Origin of the sequence: Streptomyces xanthophaeus (assembly GCF_000725805.1) — a bacterium.
Lineage (GTDB): Bacteria > Actinomycetota > Actinomycetes > Streptomycetales > Streptomycetaceae > Streptomyces > Streptomyces xanthophaeus.
Genome location: NZ_JOFT01000124.1, coordinates 1 through 346, shown reverse-complemented (window position 1 = coordinate 346; position 346 = coordinate 1). Strand labels below are relative to the sequence as shown.

The following is a 346-nucleotide window of genomic DNA, read 5'->3' as shown; positions in this document are numbered from 1 at the left end:
TCCGCCACGCTGGGCAGATGGGTCAGGTCCTCACCACGGGCCACGGCCCCTACCGCGCCGCAGTGCGAGTGCCCGCACACGATGATGTCGCGGACCTTCAGGACCTCTACCGCGTACTCGATGGTGGCGGCTTCGCCCGTCCGATAGCCCGGCCGGTAGGGCGGCACGATGTTGCCGGCGTTGCGCAGCTCGAAGAGTTCGCCCGGCGCGGCCGCGGTGATCAGTGTGGGCACGACCCGCGAGTCCGAGCAGGTGATGAACAGCGTTGCCGGGCTCTGCCCGAGCGCGAAGCTCCGGAAGATTTCCTTCTCGCGAGCGATGCGGTGTCGAAAGGAACGGGCCCGCT

The 346-nt window shown here is 68.8% G+C and carries 1 protein-coding gene; it reads right to left on the bottom strand.

Going from position 1 to position 346, the window contains the following annotated elements; translation table 11 throughout:
* The coding region (locus tag IO30_RS0129145) for a carbonic anhydrase (RefSeq protein WP_031147843.1) at nucleotides 1-346 on the bottom strand (346 nt) is incomplete at both ends.